The following is a 19,479-nucleotide window of genomic DNA, read 5'->3' as shown; positions in this document are numbered from 1 at the left end:
TCGGACACGGGAGACTGAGTGAGTCAATGTGACCCGACCGTTGTGATGAACATTCAACACCGTATTGAGGGGCTTGAATACTGTCATAAATGACAGTATTCAAGCGTAAATGAGCGTCACCACCAAGCCTGCGATTACCAGCTATATCGCACACCCACGTTAGCCCCCCACGGCTGCTCGATCTTGTCGCCGTTGCTGTAATCGAAATCGGCGTGGACCGAAACCTTGTCGGTCAGTGTCATGGCCACGCCCGCGCCCAGCTCGCCACGGGAGCCCGAGAGGTCGTTGTTGAACACATTGTTGTTGACCTTCACTTCGTTGTTGTTGGCGAACTCGTGTACGTAAGCGGCACGAAGATACGGCTGCACCACCTTGCCTTCGCCCAGGTTGAAGTTGCGCCCGGCAGTCGCACCGGCTTTGCCCAGCAACGAGCGTGTGCGGTTGCCCTCGGCGGACAGGCCGTTGTCCAGATCGTAGTCTTGGCCCTGAATGATCACGCCCGACAGTTGGGTGAACGGTTCGACAAAATAGTCGTCGGCCAGCGTGATGTGGCGACCGAACTCCAGGGACGCACCGACACCGTTGTCGTCGTAACTGCCCTTGGTCTGCTTGCCGTCGCTGAGCTGTACCTTGGACTCATTCTGAAAGCGGTTGAACTTGAGCACGCCGTCGAAGTAGTAGCCGCTTTTGTCATCCAGCCAGGTGGTGTAGGCACCGACGTAGTAGCTGTTGACCGTACCAGTGGTGCCGTGACTCAGGTCCAGATCGGACTTGCTGTAACCACCCAACAGGCCGACCAGCCACTGTCCATTACCGATCGGCAACGGAGCGTCGGCGCCGAACGACAGGCCCTGCTGGGTTTGTTGGTAAGCCACGCCGGAACTGGCGTTGACATCGAACTTGTTGCCATAGGCACGCACCCAGCCACCGGCCTTGCCTTCGTCCATGCGCACTTCGCCCATGCGGCTGCGCAAGCTGCTGAGCTCGCCATACCAGACCGTTGGCGCAGCATTGAACAGCGCCAGTACTGATTGTGTGCCAGGGCTAATGACGCGCGAGGCCGTATTGAGATACCAGTCGTTGTTGCCCTGTTTGATCAGGTCATAGGAGTAAGCCCCCAGATCCACCGGACCGTTCAACAGCGAAAATCGGGCATCGCCGGCAGCGATGTGAATGACCGGTATCGCGCCTGCACCGGTTGGGTCGGCGCCGCTGCTGCTCATCAGAACCCTGTGATTGCCCGTAGCAGTGCCGGTGACGTCAAGGGTGTCGACCTGGCCGGTGGAGAAGTCCGCACCCATGATGAACGTGCCGTTGCCCGACAGGTTGCCGACTGACAATTTGTAGAACTCGGTCGGGTTGCCGAACTGGATTGCGCCGCCGTTCAGGGTGAGGTTCGCGACATTGCCATCACCAACCATTACCCACTTGGCATCACTGTTGACCGCCAGGCTTTGGACGTTTTCCAGGCGTCCGGTCAGTGTCGCGGAGTTCTCCAGTGTCACGTTGGCCGTGCTGGTGCCGTCGACGACGATATCGCCAATCAAGTGACTGTTGCCAACCCTCAGGTTGCTTTCGGCGCCGTTAACGACTTCCATCAGGATGCCGTTGCTGGCGGCCAGGGTCGAGCCGTTGAGCAGCGCAGTATTGGCCGACGCTGTGCCCGCGTTGAGCGTGTCGACGATAATTGCCGAGCCGTTCAGACCTTCGACGTGGGTGTTGCTCAGCTCAAGGGTGTTGGGGCTGGCCACGGCAGGGTCGAAATTGATCCGAACACCGTTTGTGCCACCGATAATGGTGCTGTCACTGGCTTTGGCCGTGCCGTTGAACAGGCGCAGGCCTGCCGAGTTGGTTCCGGTCAGGGTACTGCGAACCAGAGTCAGTTCGCTCAGGCCGTTGACCGTCGCGCCGTTTTGCGCGCCGGTGATGGTGCTACCGCTCACTTGCGCGGTGGAGCCCTGAGTGTTCGCCGCGTTGTGGCTCAGGACCAGGCCAATTCTGTCGCTGCTGATGGCGCTGCCGGTAATGGTCGCAGTGCTGCCTTGCAGGTTGACGCCGTTGGCATTGATGCCCTGCACCTGACTGCCAGTGAGATTCAAGGTCGAACCTGTAACCTGAATGTTTCGGGTCTGGGCGCCGTTGGCATTCAAGGTGGCATTGTTGATCAATTGATAGTTATCGGGCGCTGTTGTCCCGTCAATGTCCAGCGTTGTGCCATTGAGGAACTGCGTCGCCACGCTATGTTCGCTGAACAATAGAAAAGGTGCGATGGATAACAGCTTCAAAGTCCGGGACAGCGGTTTCAACGTAAAAAAATGATTAGCAGGCATGAAAGGCTCCATGGGGTTTCGTCGGTACAATGCAAAGTTCATCCTGATCAATAGCGACGAACCGCCTTACAAAACGCGGCGCAGAATATCGAGAAGCTTCCCATCGATATGCAGGACAATCCTCACGACCTTGTAGGACTTATCCTGCGGGCAGTATTAGCGTCATTCGCAAAAGCACCGGACAACTGCGGGTATCGTGTGGCACCCGCAGCTGCGGTGTTGCTGCGATCTCCTTTGACGTCAAGGAGCGGGTGGCGTCAGGTCACAGGTGCCCGACCCGGCCGACAGCACGACTTGCGTATCGGATGGCGTAGAAAGAGCCGGCCTGCCACCAACCTGGAGGGTGTAGATGACCTCGGCCTTGCCTATTTGGTCGCCAGGCCCTCCCCACGTCGGCAGAATGTGCGTGGCATAGGGCTCGACGAACCAGATAACGCCATTTGCCTCTTCTTCGGCAGAAATCGGCCCCAGCGTTGCGGTCATCCCTGCGGCAGGGATCGGGACTGGAGCGCTGTAGGTGTTGTAGGCCTTCCACTCAACCTCTACCATCATGCCTTCTTTCAAGTAATCGCTTGGTGGGATCAAGTACTGGAAGCCAACCTTCCCATCCTCAAAATGCAACGAGCGGCAGGTCAGCCTGTTGTTGATGAGACCTTGCGGGATTGCTTGGTCCAAGGTAACCGTCAGGAAATCGATTTCGACTTCGCTGCGGTCCGACTCTTGATCATTCTTATGGGCAGGATTGCTGAGGGTGTAATGCACTGGCATCAGCGGGTTGTTGCCCTCGGCCCTGATGATGCCCCAGTCGAGATCGACTTCAACAACGTCACCGGCGGAATCGTTGGCGGTATCAATTACACGAGGCGTACCGATAGGTTTCCCGTTCCAGTAAACCTGATACGAGTCACCATTGGCCAGTGGGCTAACAAGCTCTATCTTCGCGTGGATCGGTTTGTTTTCATCGCTGGCGATCAGTACGTTTTTTACCCCTGATTCACCGTACACATCTGGCAAGAGCAGAGCGGGGTTGATCGGCTCAGGCCAATCAGGGTTCTCGGGGCCGGTCATCGAGAAATCGACCTTAATGGTGGTTTCCCCGGATTTAAACGGCACTCCCCCGCGATACACCGTGTAAAACACTAGCGTATCCACCTCTCCCGTTGCAGCGCCGTATTCGGTCCTCATGTGCTGCGCAGGCACCGCAATGCTAAAAGTCTCGGGATTGGCACCCACCGGTGTCCGAAAATCGAATGGCCTGGTTCCCCATGTGATTTCGATTTCATCGGTAGACTTGCCATTTACGATATGGGGGAACTCGACATACACACCGGCATTGGCATCGGCTCGGTTGACGCTGCCGTCCCGGGCTTCCGGAACCTGCGGTGCGTCCAAAGGCAGAGCAGGCAAAGGCCCGAGGGCAACCGGTATAAGGTCATATTCTGAGACAAAGCTGCGGTTAAGTGCCTTGTCCCAAATGGTGTATCCCCCGCAATACCTGCCATCTGGCTTGGAGGTGATTGCGCTGACCGGAATCTTCACCTTACGATCGGCCCCCAACGTGACAACGCCGATCGGCACGATCTCGTTGGGATCATCGGGCAACTCGTTTACCAACCAGGTGAATGCGACCTGGTCCCCCTCCGCGGCACCGGTCCACTCAGGAATTGTGCCTTCGATTTCAGTCAGGCCGACAAGGGTCGTATCGAAGATGGGACCCAGGCCAAAAGCAAAGGTCATCTTGCCCGGAAGCGCTGGATAGTTCGGTCCGATTTTGTCGATAACGATAGGGACATCGCTTGAATGAGCGGATGTTCCGACCCAGTTCTCATGTTCGTACCTGATCTTGAATGCCCCCTCATTTTCTCCTTTCAGCAAGAAATCAGAAGGAATCGTTATGTCAAAAGGAATAGGGGTTGTCCCTTGGATATACTCTACTTCATCGACCTGGGTGTATTCCTGACTACCCGCACGCGCAATTTGAAGTCTTATGTACTCTATTTCGCCAGGCTCTGGAAGATTGTCCCAAGTCTGGACTTTCAACGTTATCCCACTGTCGAGCGATGCCCGAGGAAGCAGGCCGGCTGGCAGTCCAGGTAATATCACGCTACTGATGTCCGGGGCCGGAAACGCCTTCGTAGCATTACGCCCGGGCACCCGTAGACTCCACACCGGCATTGGCTGTTCTTTTCTACCGTCACCTGCCATGTTATCGCTCTCCCATCAGCACCGTTTCAGCCATTGAGATGTCAATGGCCATCAAGTTTGTCTGGCAGAGCGATAACACCGGGCACTACGCAACGCTTCCCATCGTTCTGCGCGGCCGCTGAGGCCTGAGCGCATTAAGCACAGGATTTTAATAACGCGATACTGTCAGAGTTGACAGGTGGCTGCCTGTACAGTGGTGAGTAAAAACACGCGGTACAGCACCTCAAACAGCTCTCGGGGACAGCCTGCGACTGCCCCGAGATTGCATTCACGCCTTGCCCGCTATTCGCCACACCCGCGCAATATCCCCTGCCCGCTCGCGCAGTAATTGCGCTGCATTGGCGCACGCCTGCGCAAGGCTCATCGGGCCCGAGGGCAAGGCAAACGCGGCATCGACGCCGTGTTCATACATCTGCTCATAACCCTCACCCAGGGTGCCGGCGATCACGATCACCGGAACCCCTTGCTGGCGCGCAATCCGCGCGACACCAAAGGGGGTTTTGCCGCGCAAGGTCTGGGCATCAAAACGGCCCTCGCCGGTGATCACCAGGTCGGCGCCGCGTACGGCTTCTGCCAGCCCGACCAGTTCAGCCACCACTTCCACACCGGGGCGGAATTGCGCATGCAGAAATGCCTTGGCGGCGAACCCCAGGCCACCCGCAGCACCGCTGCCGGGTTCGTCACGCACGTCCCTGGCCAGCACTTGGGCGCAGTGATCGGCGAAGTGCCCGAGGGCCTGGTCCAGTTGCTGCACCTGTTCAGGCGAGGCGCCTTTCTGCGGGCCGAATATCGCGGAGGCGCCGTGGGCACCACAGAGTGGATTGTTGACGTCCGCGGCGATTTCGAAACGGACCTGGGCCAGACGCGGGTCCATTGCGTCCAGTTCGATCCGGCTCAGCGCTTTGAGTGCCAGACCGCCCCGGCTCAATGCTTGTCCCTGACTGTCGAGCAAGCGCACGCCTAACGCCTGCATCGCACCGGCGCCGCCGTCGTTGGTGGCACTGCCGCCGATGGCCAGAATGATCCGTTGCGCGCCGGCATCGAGCGCCGCGCCAATCAACTGGCCGGTGCCATAAGTGCTGCTGGAACAGGCATCACGCTGGCCGATCGCAACCAGCTGCAAACCGCTGGCCTCGGCCATTTCGATGATTGCGGTGCGGCTCTGCGGCAACCAGCCCCAACGGGCCTGCACCGGCAGACCTGACGGACCTTGCACTTGAGTGCTGCGCAACTCGCCATCGCACGCGGCGAGAATCGCTTCGACCGTGCCCTCACCTCCGTCCGCCATCGGGCACTTGAGCAGTTGCGCGTCCGGCCAGACCTCCGCCAGCCCGAGGGCGATGGCATCGGCCACACCGATGGCACTCAGGCTGTCCTTGAACGAATCGGGGGCGATGATGATTTTCATGTGAGTTCTCCAGTTCCAATGGAGCCATGCTGCCAGTTGGAATCAGGAATAACGCCGGTCCGCTGCACAAGTTGAGATCGGGTTTGTTGTTCATTGTCACAAAGCCGTGCTCCTACGGGATTTGCGTTGACCATCGTCAAGGGTGAGCGTCGGTTTGAGGCAGCAGTTGCACCCCCAGATACAGCGCCAGCATCCCGTCGAGCCGCAACGGATCGACACCGCTCAGTTCGGCGATGCGCTCCATCCGGTAACGCAAACTGTTGCGGTGAATTCCCAGGGCCTCGGCACAGGCCTGGCTCTGACCGTCGTGTTCACACCAGCTGCGCAGGGTCGCCAGCAACTGGCCGTTACTGTCCTTGGCGATGACCTTGCGCAACGGATTGAGCAGTTCATCGAGGGCATCATCGTTGCGATGGCGCCAGAGCATCACCGGCAGACGATAGCGGTTCAGTGTCAGCAAGCGGCTCTGTGGCAGCACATCGCGCCCGTAGGCCAGCAGGTCACCAACTCGCCGGTAACAGCGGCGCAACCCTTGCAGACCATCGGCCTGACCACCGACGGCGATACGCAGTATGTTCCAGCCCTGGCCGTCGAGTTTTTCCAGCAGCCGTTCATTTTCAATCGACAGCGTCGCCGCGCGACACCACAGCAACGATGACTTGGCCGAACTCACACACCAGCTGTCGGGATATCGCGAAGCCAGCCAGGCACTCAATGCTTCAACGGTCTGCCCGGGGCCATGTTCCAGCCCCAGTTCGAATAGATAAGGAATGCGCGGCAGCTGCGGTTTGAGCCCCAGCTGTTGGGCCTCGTCAATCAAGCGTGGTGAATCTCCGGCCTCGCTGAGTAACAAGGCCAGCAGATCATCGCAACGCTGGCGCCGCCATTGTTGTTCGTCCTGCTGGTTGCGTTGGCCCACGAGCATTTCGGCGGTCATGCGCACCAGCTGCGCGTAGGTTCGCAACTGGTCCGGATCACCAGTGATGCCCAACACGCCGATCAGTCGCTGGTCGAGGAACAACGGCAGATTGATCCCCGGTTGCACGCCTTTGAGGTGTTTGGCGGTCTGCTCATCGATTTCCACGACACGACCATTGGCCAGTACCAACTGCGCACCTTCGTGGCGGGTGTTGACCCGCTCCGGCTCGCCACTGCCCAGAATCAGGCCCTGGCTGTCCATGACGTTGACGTTATAGGGCAGGATGGCCATCGCCCGGTCGACGATATCCTGCGCCAGGTCATGATCCAGTTCGAACATAGCAGCGTGATCCTTGAAGGTCGTTTCTTGTAGTGATTGTTCAGCGGCACAGGGCAAGCGTCCAAACCCTGTGCGCAGGCACAAAGACAGGAACCCTGGGGTGACCGAGACTCTTGGTGCGATCAACGTTACCCTCGCATCGCAAAAAATCATAATAAAGAGAGACCCGCCATGTCCCAGAGCGCCGCGGCCACACTGGTCACAGCTGACCACAAAAATGCCGTCTACAAGCGCATTACCCTGCGCCTGATCCCCTTCATATTCATCTGCTACCTGTTCAACTACCTCGACCGGGTCAACGTTGGATTTGCCAAGCTGCAGATGCTCGACGCGCTGAAGTTCAGCGATACCGTGTACGGCCTCGGTGCCGGGATCTTCTTTATCGGCTATGTGCTGTGTGGCGTACCGAGCAATCTGGCGTTAACGAAGTTCGGCCCACGGCGCTGGATCGCGCTGATGATGATCACCTGGGGCATGCTCTCGACCTGCCTGTTGTTCGTCACCACCCCGACCGAGTTCTACACTCTGCGACTGTTCACCGGTGCGGCTGAAGCCGGGTTCTTCCCCGGCGTGGTGCTCTACCTCTCGCAGTGGTTCCCGACCTTCCGCCGTGGCCGCATCATGGCGTTGTTCATGTCGGCGATCCCGGTTTCCGGCCTGCTCGGCAGCCCGTTCTCCGGCTGGATCCTCAACCACTTCGCGGCGGGTCAAGGCGGTTTGGCCGGTTGGCAGTGGATGTTCCTGCTGCAAGGCATTCCGACGACGATGCTCGGCGCGCTGGCGTTCTTCCTGCTCAGCGACAACTTCGCCAATGCCAAATGGCTGACCCCGCAAGAGCGCGCGGTACTCGAAGCGGATCAGGCTGAAGATCGGGCAAACAAGCCAAAAACCACCACCGACTCACTGCTGGCGGTGTTCAAGAATCCGGCCATCTGGGCCTTCGGCCTGATTTATTTCTGCATCCAGAGTGGCGTTTACGCGATCAACTTCTGGCTGCCATCGATCATCAAAAGCCTGGGGTTCAGCGACAATCTGGTGATCGGCTGGATCAGTGCGATTCCCTATCTGCTGGCTGCGGTGTTCATGCTGATGGTCGGTCGCTCCGCCGATCTGCACAAAGAGCGTCGCTGGCACTTGGTGGTGCCAATGCTGATGGGTGCAGTCGGTTTGCTGATCGCTGTCAACTTCTCCGCGCATCCGGCCATCGCCATTCTCGGCCTGAGCATCGCCACCATGGGCGCCCTCACCGGCTTGCCGATGTTCTGGCCGGTGCCTACTGCGATGCTCAGCGCCGGTGCGGCGGCGGGTGGCCTGGCGCTGATCAACTCCATGGGGCAGATGGCCGGTTTCCTCAGCCCGTACCTGGTCGGCTGGGTCAAGGACAGCACCGGTTCGACCGACGCTGCGCTGTATCTGCTGGCCGGGGTGATCGTTGCCGGTAGCCTGCTGGCGCTGCGCATGACCCGTACGTTGCGCGCGTAGCCGAAGATCAAAAGGTCGCAGCCTTCGGCAGCCCCTACGCCGACCGTGTTTGGCAAAGATCTGTCGGATACACCCCCCGTTAGATCGTTCCCACGCTCCCGCGTGGGAATGCATCCCGTGACGCTCCGCGTCACATCCAGAGCGGACGCAGAGCGTCCAGGGCGGCATTCCCACGCAGAGCGTGGGGACGATCAATAGTCGAGATACAAGGAGCTGCCGCAGGCTGCGATCTTTTCCCACCGGCAACGCGGATCGCAAGCCAGGAGCATTGAGAGGGAACACAGAACGGTGTAATAAAGAACCTCGTTTTTGTGTATGCCCACACTCAACCCGAAAGAGGATTTCGAACATGAGCTACCGCACCCTCGGCCAATCCGGTCTGCAAGTGTCCGCCCTGACCCTGGGCACGATGATGTTCGGCGAACAGACCAGCACCGAGGACTCCCTGAGGATCATCGACAAGGCCTGGGACCAGGGCATCAACTTTATCGACACAGCGGATGTCTACACTGGCGGGCGCTCCGAGGAGATCGTCGGCGAAGCGATTGCCAGTCGCCGTCAGGAGTGGGTCGTCGCGTCCAAGGTCGGTTACGGCCCGGTGGACGGCGTACCGAATCGCACGGGTTTGAGCCGCAAGCATCTCTTCAACGCTATCGAGGCCAGCCTGACCCGGCTGGGCACCGATTACCTGGACATCTACTACCTGCACCGCGAAGACCACAACACGCCGCTGGAGGTCACCGTTTCCGCCATTGGCGACTTGCTGCGCCAGGGCAAGATCCGCTACTGGGGACTGTCCAATTACCGCGGCTGGCGCATTGCTGAAGTGATTCGCGTGGCGGATAAACTCGGGGTCGACCGGCCGGTGATCAGTCAGCCGCTGTACAACATCGTCAACCGTCAGGCCGAGACAGAGCAGATCACCGCCGCCAGTGCCTACGGTCTCGGGGTGGTGCCCTACAGCCCGCTGGCCCGTGGCGTGCTCAGCGGCAAATACGCGCCCGATGTCACGCCGGACGTCAACAGCCGCGCCGGGCGGCAGGACAAACGCATACTGGAAACCGAATGGCGGGTCGAATCCCTGCGCATTGCCCAACAGATCCAGCAGTACACCCAGGGCCGTGGCGTCGGCATCGTCGAATTTGCCATCGCCTGGGTGCTGAACAATGCAGCAGTCAGCTCGGCCATCGTCGGACCGCGTACCGAAGAACAGTGGGACGCCTACACCAAGGCGTTGGTGGTGAAAATCACTGCCGAAGACGAAGCCTTTATCGACTCGCTGGTGACCCCGGGCCACTCCTCTACTCCGGGCTACAACGATGTCAGTCACTTCGTTTCCGGACGGGTACCGCGTTCGCTCTAAGCGCACTGGGTAGTTGCTGAAAGTCCGAATCTTCAATAATGGAGATTCGGATTTTTTATTCCGCATTCACCTCACCTGGCTGAGCTGATGTGCAGAGCCAGAGCTGTTCCAGTTGATTGAGCTCAGCTCAAGGGCACACTCAAGCTCACCTTGACCCGGTCCATCACCACGATGCTGCGGAACCACTTGATATTGCGATTCTCGTAAAACAGCTCACGGGCCAGGGTTTCGTAAGCCTTCATCGTCTCCACCACGATCACCAGCATGAAATCGGCATCACCGGTGACGTAGTAGCACTGCTGAACCTGTGGGATCGACATCTGTGCCTTCAGTACATCGAGGTCTTCGATGTGCGTTCGTTCGGCGTGAACCTCGACGATGATAGTGATGGGTTTACCGACAGATTCAGGATCGATCACGGCGGTGTTGGCAGTGATCACCCCGCTTTGCTCCATGCGTTTGATTCGCCGCTGCACGGCGGCGGTGGACAAACTGACCTGCTCACCAATCACCCGCAGCGCCATGGAGTTATCGCGCTGCAATCGCTGCAGAATGGCCAGATCAAAGGAATCGAGATCGGGATGCTTGTTCAAGGACATGAGCCGGGCCTGGGCGTGAGAAATTTCCCCATAATAGGCCATGAATCAGAGTAAACGTCTCTCGACAAAAGCAATATATTCTCACCGCAATACACCCCCCTTTCAAAAACGCTTAAACCCCAGGGTCTCGCGAGGACAGTGTGTCAAAAGGTATTGCTTTATCGGTTCTGGCATCGGTGCTGTTCGCCGTCATGTATTTCTACACATCGCTGCTCTCACCCCTCAGCGGCGTAGAAATTTTTGGCTGGCGCATGCTCTTGACCGCGCCGTGCATGACCGTCTTCATGTTCGCCTCGGGCGAATGGAAACACGCCGTCGCACTGATCAAACGCCTGCTCGACAAACCTGCTTTGGCGCTGGGCCTGCTGCTTTCTTCGGCATTGCTCGGCGTGCAGCTGTGGTTGTTCATGTGGGCGCCACTGAACGGGCATAGCCTGGATGTATCCCTTGGCTATTTTCTACTGCCACTGACCATGGTTCTGACCGGACGACTCGTTTACGGCGAGCGTCTTTCTCACCTGCAAAAGATCGCGGCATTCTTCGCGAGCCTCAGCGTGGTCAATGAGCTGTATCAGGTCGGCAGCTTCTCCTGGACGACCTTGCTGGTGGCCATCGGTTATCCGACCTATTTCGTGCTGCGCCGACGCCTGGCCGCGGACAACCTGGGTGGATTGTGGCTCGACATGACCTTGCTATTGCCGGTGGCGTTATGGTTCGTGCAAAGCGGTGAGCAAGGTTTCGCCGTGGTCGGGCAGCACCCGTGGCTGTACCTGCTGATCCCGCTGCTTGGGCTGATCAGCGCATCGGCGCTGGTGAGCTACATCATCGCCAGCCGGCTGTTAGCCTTCAGCCTGTTCGGGCTGCTCAGTTATGTCGAGCCGGTGCTGCTGCTCGGCGTCGCCCTGCTGCTGGGAGAAAGCATCGGTGCGGGGGAATGGCTGACCTATATCCCGATCTGGCTGGCGGTGCTGGTGTTGGTCTTCGAAGGGTTTAAACACCTGGCACGCCATCGCAAATCCTGACTCACACGGCCCGTTTGAGTCAGGGTTTGATTTGTTTCAGCTCGTTGAGGAGTGCCAGCAGTGCCTGCATCTTTTCTTCGCCAAATTGCTGCTGGATCTTCTGGTAGTTGATCTCCATGTCACCGCTCATGGAGACGAAACAGGCTTCGCCCTTCTCGGTCAGTTTGATGAACAAACGTCGCTGATCTTCAGAGGATTTGCGGCGGCTGACGTACTCATCGCGCTCAAGACGGGTTAACACCCCGGTCATGCTTGGCGGCAGGATGCAGGCCATTTTTGCCAACTGGTGACTTTCCAGTTCGCCGTTCTGGCGCAGGATGCGGATGACCCGCCACTGCTGCTCGGTCAGGTCATGCTGATTGAGCGAAGGTCGGAAAAACGCCATGGCCGCTTCACGGGCCTGAAGCAGGGTCAATGTCAAAGAAGGTCTTGGATGGGTCATAAGAGGATCGGTCAAAAGGCTGGAAAGCAAAACATTAACATATTCACTATCGCCAGCCGACACGCAAAAGAAAACCCGGCTGCAGAATGCTGCAGCCGGGCTCTTTTACTTCAGCAACTGATTACTCGGTTGCAAGCACACCGCGGCGAACCTGGTCACGTTCGATGGATTCGAACAGCGCCTTGAAGTTGCCCTCGCCGAAGCCATCATCGCCCTTGCGCTGGATGAATTCGAAGAACACCGGCCCCATCAGGGTTTCCGAGAAGATTTGCAACAGCAGGCGTTTGTCGCCCGGCTCGGACGAACCGTCCAGCAGAATCCCGCGCGATTGCAGTTCTTCGACCGGCTCACCGTGGTTCGGCAAACGACCTTCGAGCATCTCGTAGTAGGTTTCCGGTGGAGCGGTCATGAAGCGCATGCCGATTTTCTTCAGGTGATCCCAGGTCTTGAGCAGATCGTCGGTCAGGAAGGCAACGTGCTGAATGCCCTCGCCGTTGAACTGCATCAGGAACTCTTCGATTTGCCCTGCGCCCTTGGACGATTCTTCGTTCAGCGGAATGCGGATCATGCCGTCCGGGGCGGTCATCGCCTTGGAGGTCAGGCCGGTGTATTCGCCCTTGATGTCGAAGTAACGGATTTCACGGAAGTTGAACAGCTTCTCGTAGAAATTCGCCCAATACGCCATGCGACCGCGATACACGTTGTGGGTCAGGTGATCGATGATTTTCAGGCCAGCCCCGACCGGGTTGCGGTCAACACCTTCGATGAACACGAAATCGATGTCGTAGATCGAGCTACCTTCGCCGAAACGGTCGATCAGGTACAGCGGCGCGCCGCCGATGCCTTTGATCGCCGGCAGGTTCAGCTCCATCGGGCCGGTCTCGATGTGAATCGGCTGGGCACCAAGTTCGAGGGCACGGGCAAACGCCTGCTGGGCATTCTTGACACGAAACGCCATGCCGCAAACCGACGGGCCGTGCTCGGCCGCGAAGTACGAGGCGACACTGTGGGGTTCGTTGTTGAGGATCAGGTTGATGTGGCCCTGGCGATACAGGTGCACGTCTTTGGAGCGATGGGTTGCGACTTTGCTGAACCCCATGATCTCGAAGATCGGTTCGAGCGTGTTTGGGGTCGGCGATGCGAATTCGATGAACTCAAAGCCCATCAGGCCCATTGGGTTTTCGTATAAATCTGCCATGGTTGGCGCCTCATCATGCTTTTAGAATTAACAGCTGGAATTAACGGATCGTTAGTTGCTATCAATGCTGAAGCCGACGGGCGGCGCACAGGAGATCCCCCGCACGCTGCGGGCGAGGAAATCACCGAAAATCAATTGGAACCCTAGTAGCTTCATGTCGACCCATTCTCGTACGGGCGAGGCTTCTGCTGCCAGAAGACTTATTCTTGTATGCGTAAACCGATTCTACACAGCGTAAAACAGTTTGTCCGCATTCTGTATCAAATCCCCTTTTTTGACGCCAGCGCAAGGGGTTTGTTGCACAGGTAGATGCCCCCCAGAATCAACCCGCCGCCCAGGTACATCGGCAGGGTCAGTTGCTCACCCAGCAGCAGTGCTCCGAGAATAACCGCGGTCAGCGGGTTGAGGGCGATGAACGCGCCGGAACGGGTTGCGCCGATTTTTCGGATACCGTCGTAGTACCAGATATAGGCCAGCGCCGAACCCAGCACGCCCAAATAAAGCAGGCTGAAAAACTGCCCGGAGTTGAGGCTTGCCAGCACCTCGATACTCAGTTCACCGCGCGCTGCGCTGGTAGCCCAGAGCATCACGGTACCGATCAGGATCGAATAGGTCACGGTTTGCAGTGACCCCAGAGCCTGGTTCAGGCCTTTGGAATACAGCGAGTAGGTTCCCCAGCCCAGCACACAGCCGAAAATCAGCAAGTCACCGACCCAGGCATTCGCAGCGCCGTTGAACAGTTGCTGATTTCGACTGACGATCACCAGGCCCGCCCCTGCGAGGCAAACCCCGATGCCGAAAACTCTCGCCCGACTCAAGCGCTCCCTGAACAACAGCCACGACGCGAGGGCGATGACTGCCGGGTTCAACGCCACGATCAGCGAAGCGCGCGAGGCGTTGATGTAATGCAATCCATAGAAAAAACACAGGTTATAGAAAAAGATCCCGAAGAACCCCAACACGGCCAACTGCAGCCATTGCTTGAGGTTGGGGCGCGCCAAGGGGATACGTGCCAGCGCCATGAACAGCAGTAACGCCAGACTGGCCAGCAGAAAGCGCACGCTCGCCGCGAGCAACGGGTTGAGCGTGTCGGCAAGGAAACGTCCAGCGACAAAAGTCCCGCCCCAGATTACCGTGACCGCCGCCAGCTTCAGGTAAACCGGCACATCTGATTCAATCGGGACAGCGTTTACATCGGTTCTCATAACACTCTCGGGCGCGAAGGCAGGGGATGGCGTATTCTTCACCTAATACATGATCATCGTAAAATGAGTAAAAACTCATGACCCTGACCCAACTCGAGATCTTTTCGCTGGTTGCCGAGCTGCGCGGTTTTACCAGCGCCGCGACCCGCCTGGGAATTACCCAATCGGCGGTATCCCACGCCATCAAATCGCTGGAGCAAGAGCTTGGCGTCGAGCTGCTCAGAAGGCATCAGTCCCAGGTCGAACCGAGTGACATCGGCCAGCAATTGGTGTTGCGCGCCCGGGCCATGCTGGGCCTGGCCAACACCATGCAACAGGAAGCCGCCGATGCGCGCGGCATGAAACGCGGTACTTTGCGCATTGGCTCCTTTGGGCCGACGTCATCGATGAGACTTCTGCCGATGATTCTGCAGCCCTATCGTGCAGCCCATCCAGGGATTGAGGTGCACATCGACGAAGGCCCGGACCATCAGGTCGTCCAGTGGCTCGAAGAGCGGCGGATCGATATCGGATTTGTGGTATTGCCTGAAGAGCGCTTCGATACGTATGCATTGGTCGAAGACCAGATGGTCGCGCTGATCCCGGTCGAGCATGCGCTGGCTGCGAAGAACGGCGTGACTTTGAAAGACCTGTGCGACGCCCCGTTCATTCTCACGCAGGCGGGCTCATCGGAGCTGGTTTCAAGGCTGTTCACAGCATCCGGATTGACGCCCGACATTCGTTATCGAAGCTCGCAGTTGCTCAGCACACTGGAGACCGTCAGCCGCGGTGACGCCTTGACGATCGTCGCCGAGTTGTCGCTACCGAACTGCGCAGACGACCGGTATGTAAAAAGAGCGCTGTGTCCTCAGGTCAAGCGTCAGGTGGGTCTGGCAGTACTGGATCAACGGCAGGCATCGCCAGCGACACTGGCCTTCATCAAGTTGGCCTTGAGCCTCGATTACCGATGAAAAAGCGTAAAGTGCGTACACCAACTATCATGGCCGGTGCATGAACTCTTTTTGGGAGGAAAGTCATTGCCCTACCCGCATTTGAGAGCCCTACCGTTCTTTCTTCGCTATAGGTTTCGCAAATGCCATTGACTGTTAAAAGTCGTCAGCAACGGACCCGCCGTATTGCAATAACCGTTTTGACTGCAGCGATGCCCGTAGTGCTTGGGTTCGCCATCCTGTATACGCAAGCGCAGCGCACACTGGAGCAGGCCACCGCACAAACCGCCGAAGAGGCGGTGCGCCAATTTGACTTGATGCTCGATAACACCGCGATGGCGGCACGGGAGATTCTCCCCCTCGCGGGACCGTCTTGTGATGACGACAAACAGTTGGCACTTCGCGAGCAAGTCACCCGTCGCCCTTTCGTGCGCTCTACCAACCTGATCTGGAATAACACTAACTATTGCAGTTCTCTGTATGGCAACAGCGCTGTTGCAGTGCTTGACCCTGAAGATTATGTCGAAGGGAAACTGTGGCTGATGAGTGGCAACCCCGTCACGCCAAATACCGCCGTGCTTGTCTATCGATTGAGCGAGGGCAGTCAGGGAGCTCTTGCAACCATCGATGGTTACCATCTGACCAATGCACTGCGTTCGATAAGCCGCTATACAGACCTCGTGCTCCAGGTAGGATCCAACTGGTTATCCGCCGATGGCCAGGTTCACGACTCGCGCTTACCGGTCTTCCCCGTGGCCCCCAACCATCTAAAGTCATCGCGCTATGCCTATAGTGTCGAAGCAGGTATGCCCGAGGGCGAAGTCTGGCGCTATATGAAGGCCAGGTACCCGGCTCTTTTCAGCCTGCTGATCTTCTTCGGTGTAATTTCCGGAACCATCGGCCATCGGCTGCAGAAGCACTCATCCTCGCCAAGCCATGAGTTACAACGTGCATTAGAGGCGGCTGAGTTCATTCCCTACTTCCAGCCCGTGGTACGCGGCGATAACAAGCAATGGGCCGGTATGGAAGTGTTAATGCGCTGGCAACACCCAAAAGAAGGCCTGGTGCGTCCAGACCTGTTTATCCCGTTTGCCGAGCACTGCGGATTGATCGTCCCGATGACCCGCTCATTGATGCGGCAAACCGCTGCATTGCTGGCCCCACATGCCCAGTCATTCAATGATGGCTTCCATATCGGTATCAACATCACCGCCAGCCACTGCCATGACCTGGAGCTGGTTGAAGACTGCCGGGAGTTTCTCGGCGCATTCCCACCCGGCAAAGTCACGCTCGTTCTGGAGTTGACTGAGCGCGAGCTGATCGAGCCAACAGACATCACCCGGGAGCTCTTCAAACAACTCCATGAGCTGGGTGTCATGATCGCCATCGACGATTTCGGCACAGGCCACTCGAGCCTGGGCTATTTGCGCCAATTCAATGTGGACTTCTTGAAAATAGACCAGAGCTTTGTAGCGATGATCGGTGTCGACGCCCTGTCCCGTCATATACTCGACAGCATCATTGAACTGTCAGCCAAGCTCGACCTGGGTATCGTTGCAGAAGGTGTCGAAACACCCGAACAACGCGACTATCTCTCGGCACAAGGTGTGGATTTTCTGCAAGGCTATCTATTCGCTCGGCCCATGCCCGGAGATGAATTCCTCCTGACATTAAATCACCATTAAATAGAGAGGCTTACCGGACAAAAATCCCCATGTTGCAATTGAATCATGCAGCACATTGCATCGGGCGACTCTTATCCACCCGATGAACAAAAAGACATGATTTACTCTTGATGCATTAACTACTACAATTTTTGCTGCCTGTGCAAGATTGCAGGTGAGCCATTATCACCGACTCGTCCTAAGGCTCTTGGCTTATAGCTTTGTTTGCGGTTGGTATCAGCCAAATACACTATTGGAGTAAAGATATTGTCCAGACTCGCTGAATTTCGTGCCGCTGAAAAGGCCCTTCAAGAACAGCTTGCGCAGCTGGAATCGCTGAAGAATGACGCCGGGCTCAAGAAAGAAATCGAATTCGAAGAAAAGCTCCAGGGCCTGATGAAAACCTATAGCAAGAGCCTGCGCGACATCATCGCCATCCTCGATCCGAAGCTGGGTAAATCCAGCCCGCTTGTGGCTGCTCCGAAGACGCGTCGGGCCCGCGTGGTCAAGGTTTATCACAACCCGCATACCGGTGAACTGATTGAAACCAAGGGCGGTAATCACCGCGGTTTGAAGGCCTGGAAGGAACAATACGGTGCCGCCACCGTTGAGTCCTGGCTGCGAGCTTAAGCGATTGCGCCACATCAAGGCCCTGCACATGCAGGGCCTTTTCGTTCAGGGCGGCAGTCAATCTAACGATGGTTGTCGAGCCCGTTAGAAATACCCGGCCCACACCACAACTTTGTACTTGCACCCTCGACTAGCTAACAGCAAATCCCGGCGCAAAATCCGTTACGATTGAACAAACAATTAAAGTTTCAGGCTGTTTCGTGCAACGAGTATCTCATCCTGGCTCGCCGCATAAGCCTCTGCTTGCCCTGCATAGGAAAGAACATAAGCTTTATCGCCATCAATCGCAGCGACTAATGTTTGAGACAGTACGTGCCGCCCGTTTTGCGTGATGGTGCAAGTGGTTTCAAGCGCCGACAGCCGACTCAATGTGGCTGAGTGGATTTTGTTGCAAACGCTTTGATATCCCCCCGAAACGAAATCCTTTTGCACGGACTTGCGCATTTCCAGCAACACCCCCTGCAGATTGACCTGATGCCCGGCGTCAATCTGAGTCATGGTCAACTCCATGACCATGACCGGAGTTGCGCTTTGATCATTCTTGACCGCTCGCTGCCTGGACACTTTGGGCGAGGACTCAAGCGTTGAGCCTTCTTGCGGTAACACCTCCACTTCCCAGCCGTTGGGCCAGGTGATAACCGGGTCGGCAGCCTGAATGCCAGCACTGCCAAGCAACAGGCCTGTCAAAACGAATAGGGTTTTATAGGGTCGGATCATTGCAATGAGCACTCGCGGGTCGAACGATAAAGTTTGAGGCCCGCAACGTCACCAGGCAATAGGCCAGGGTCTGTTGACGTTTGGTTTGGCGCTGCCAGCAACGCTTGCGTATCATTGGTCCACCCAATCAACCGCAAGCCAGGGTACCGCTCGTGACCTGGAGCGCCGTTTGCCCCACTTATTTTCTGGAGGGCCCATGAGCCTGCACGAACTGAACACTTTCCCGGGTGTGACCGCCCAGCCCGACACTGCTACTCAGAAATTCGTCTTCAACCACACCATGCTACGGGTGAAGGACATCACCAGGTCGCTGGACTTCTACACCCGCATCCTGGGTTTCTCCCTGGTGGAAAAACGCGACTTTCCGGAAGCCGAATTCAGTCTGTACTTCCTGGCCCTGGTTGATAAAGCGCAGATCCCGGCTGACGCTGGCGCGCGTACCGAGTGGATGAAGTCGATTCCCGGCATTCTCGAACTGACCCACAACCACGGCACCGAAAACGATGCGGATTTTGCCTACCATAACGGCAATACCGACCCACGAGGCTTCGGCCATATCTGCATCTCGGTGCCGGATATCCGCGCCGCGTGCGAGCGCTTTGAAGCACTGGGCGTGGACTTCCAGAAACGCCTGAGCGACGGCCGCATGAAGAGCCTGGCCTTCATCAAGGACCCGGACGCCTACTGGGTTGAAATCATTCAGCCGACACCACTGTAAACCACCCATAAGTGATCCAGCACATGATCGTTCCCACGCTCTGCGTGGGAATGCCTCAACGGACGCTCCGCGTCCGCTTTGGATGTGACGCAGAGCGTCACGGGCTGCATTCCCACGCGGAGCGTGGGAACGATCACAAGCACTGGGTGTGGACTTCCAGAAACGCCTGAGCGACAGCCGCATGAAGAGCCTGGCCTTCATCAAGGACCCGGACGCCTACTGGGTTGAAATCATTCAGCCGACACCACTGTAAACCACCCATAAGTGATCCAGCACATGATCGTTCCCACGCTCTGCGTGGGAATGCCT

Annotated in this window: 16 protein-coding genes; 7 read left to right on the top strand and 9 right to left on the bottom strand. The window is 57.5% G+C overall.

The features are described from left to right. Positions 1-134: 134 nt before the first annotated feature. From AC07O1_RS23795 to AC07O1_RS23780, 4 genes are all read right to left on the bottom strand, one after another. Positions 135-2,330, bottom strand: coding sequence for an autotransporter outer membrane beta-barrel domain-containing protein (locus AC07O1_RS23795; protein WP_495090341.1), 2,196 nt, complete (start codon positions 2,328-2,330; stop codon positions 135-137). Between the two features lie 240 nt (positions 2,331-2,570). Beyond that, a complete protein-coding gene (locus AC07O1_RS23790) occupies positions 2,571-4,535 on the bottom strand; it encodes a hypothetical protein (protein WP_495090340.1) in 1,965 nt (654 codons plus the stop codon). Between the two features lie 268 nt (positions 4,536-4,803). After that, positions 4,804-5,943: a glycerate kinase gene (locus AC07O1_RS23785; RefSeq protein ID WP_495090339.1), complete on the bottom strand. Its 1,140-nt coding sequence runs from the start codon at positions 5,941-5,943 to the stop codon at positions 4,804-4,806. A gap of 136 nt (positions 5,944-6,079) precedes the next feature. Next, on the bottom strand, positions 6,080-7,201 hold the full coding sequence (locus tag AC07O1_RS23780; RefSeq protein ID WP_495090338.1) for a sugar diacid recognition domain-containing protein: 1,122 nt from the start codon (positions 7,199-7,201) through the stop codon (positions 6,080-6,082). Positions 7,202-7,372: 171 nt separating this feature from the next. Here AC07O1_RS23780 and AC07O1_RS23775 point away from each other — a divergent pair, with 171 nt between their 5' ends. Further along, positions 7,373-8,683, top strand: a complete 1,311-nt coding sequence (locus AC07O1_RS23775) for an MFS transporter (protein ID WP_495090337.1) — start codon at positions 7,373-7,375, stop codon at positions 8,681-8,683. A 349-nt stretch (positions 8,684-9,032) separates the two neighbouring features. Next, on the top strand, positions 9,033-10,046 hold the full coding sequence (locus AC07O1_RS23770) for an aldo/keto reductase (RefSeq protein WP_495090336.1): 1,014 nt from the start codon (positions 9,033-9,035) through the stop codon (positions 10,044-10,046). Positions 10,047-10,168: 122 nt separating this feature from the next. Here the strand turns inward: AC07O1_RS23770 and AC07O1_RS23765 are convergent, their stop codons facing one another. After that, the gene (locus tag AC07O1_RS23765; RefSeq protein ID WP_495090335.1) at positions 10,169-10,645 is read right to left on the bottom strand and encodes an Lrp/AsnC family transcriptional regulator; all 477 of its coding nucleotides are present in this window, start codon (positions 10,643-10,645) and stop codon (positions 10,169-10,171) included. Between the two features lie 140 nt (positions 10,646-10,785). On the opposite strand from AC07O1_RS23765, the gene rarD reads away from it, so the two are divergent. Next, positions 10,786-11,667 (top strand): EamA family transporter RarD, encoded by an 882-nt coding sequence (gene rarD, locus AC07O1_RS23760; RefSeq protein ID WP_495090334.1) that lies wholly within the window; start codon positions 10,786-10,788, stop codon positions 11,665-11,667. Between the two features lie 19 nt (positions 11,668-11,686). Here rarD and hpaR read toward each other — a convergent pair whose 3' ends face one another. The 3 genes from hpaR to AC07O1_RS23745 all read right to left on the bottom strand — a co-directional run bounded on the left by hpaR (position 11,687) and on the right by AC07O1_RS23745 (position 14,512). Then, the gene (hpaR, locus tag AC07O1_RS23755; RefSeq protein ID WP_494991309.1) at positions 11,687-12,109 is read right to left on the bottom strand and encodes a homoprotocatechuate degradation operon regulator HpaR; all 423 of its coding nucleotides are present in this window, start codon (positions 12,107-12,109) and stop codon (positions 11,687-11,689) included. Positions 12,110-12,230: 121 nt separating this feature from the next. Then, positions 12,231-13,307, bottom strand: a complete 1,077-nt coding sequence (gene hppD, locus AC07O1_RS23750; protein ID WP_494991308.1) for a 4-hydroxyphenylpyruvate dioxygenase — start codon at positions 13,305-13,307, stop codon at positions 12,231-12,233. 260 nt (positions 13,308-13,567) lie between these two features. Then, the gene (locus tag AC07O1_RS23745) at positions 13,568-14,512 is read right to left on the bottom strand and encodes a DMT family transporter (RefSeq protein ID WP_495090333.1); all 945 of its coding nucleotides are present in this window, start codon (positions 14,510-14,512) and stop codon (positions 13,568-13,570) included. 77 nt (positions 14,513-14,589) lie between these two features. Here AC07O1_RS23745 and AC07O1_RS23740 point away from each other — a divergent pair, with 77 nt between their 5' ends. From AC07O1_RS23740 to AC07O1_RS23730, 3 genes are all read left to right on the top strand, one after another. After that, positions 14,590-15,462 (top strand): LysR family transcriptional regulator, encoded by an 873-nt coding sequence (locus AC07O1_RS23740; protein WP_495090332.1) that lies wholly within the window; start codon positions 14,590-14,592, stop codon positions 15,460-15,462. Between the two features lie 122 nt (positions 15,463-15,584). Beyond that, positions 15,585-17,126 (top strand): EAL domain-containing protein, encoded by a 1,542-nt coding sequence (locus AC07O1_RS23735; protein WP_495090331.1) that lies wholly within the window; start codon positions 15,585-15,587, stop codon positions 17,124-17,126. A 246-nt stretch (positions 17,127-17,372) separates the two neighbouring features. Then, positions 17,373-17,735, top strand: a complete 363-nt coding sequence (locus AC07O1_RS23730) for a histone-like nucleoid-structuring protein, MvaT/MvaU family (RefSeq protein ID WP_494991304.1) — start codon at positions 17,373-17,375, stop codon at positions 17,733-17,735. Between the two features lie 180 nt (positions 17,736-17,915). Here the strand turns inward: AC07O1_RS23730 and AC07O1_RS23725 are convergent, their stop codons facing one another. Beyond that, positions 17,916-18,452, bottom strand: coding sequence for a DUF4946 domain-containing protein (locus AC07O1_RS23725; RefSeq protein WP_495090383.1), 537 nt, complete (start codon positions 18,450-18,452; stop codon positions 17,916-17,918). 196 nt (positions 18,453-18,648) lie between these two features. On the opposite strand from AC07O1_RS23725, the gene gloA reads away from it, so the two are divergent. Continuing rightward, positions 18,649-19,170, top strand: coding sequence for a lactoylglutathione lyase (gene gloA / locus AC07O1_RS23720; protein ID WP_495013501.1), 522 nt, complete (start codon positions 18,649-18,651; stop codon positions 19,168-19,170). Positions 19,171-19,479 lie beyond the last annotated feature (309 nt).

The organism is Pseudomonas sp. GW821-FHT07G10, assembly GCF_059418545.1.
The sequence above is the reverse complement of the archived record's forward strand: the minus strand, read 5'-3'. Positions and strand labels throughout refer to the sequence as shown.